Annotated in this window: 1 protein-coding gene; it reads right to left on the minus strand. The window is 48.6% G+C overall.

Features of this window, described 5'->3' with window-relative positions; genetic code table 11:
• On the minus strand, positions 1–320 hold a 320-nt coding region (locus DW835_RS18140), incomplete at its 3' end, for a hypothetical protein (protein ID WP_207665433.1).
• Between the last annotated feature and the right edge of the window lie 30 nt (positions 321–350).

Consider the following 350-nt stretch of genomic DNA (forward strand, 5'->3'; position numbering starts at 1 on the left):
TTCCCGTTATAGCAGTCCGGGCTGAACAGTCCCTGCTTATGGGTATCCGGGGTAAATACCTTGGTCTCCCCGGGAGCGATTTCCTCATGATTGAAGATCAGGCTGTGTCCCTTTTGATTTTTGATCACCGCCTGCTTAATATTATCGGACCAGCTGTAGGTCTCCATGACATCACCGAATCCCTTCGGAAAATACCGGAAATCCAATGCGCAGGGATCTTCTTCGGTGGCATATTTCATGTATAATACGCTGTCCTGAAACATTCCGATGTGAACTCCCGGATTCACAATTCCCACAGCATCCCCGAGATGATATACCAATTTGCTTCCGCTGTGAACGCTGGACACTTC

It is taken from the genome of Clostridium sp. AM34-9AC (assembly GCF_003480225.1).
In the GTDB taxonomy this organism is placed as follows: Bacteria; Bacillota; Clostridia; order Lachnospirales; family Lachnospiraceae; genus Acetatifactor; species Acetatifactor acetigignens.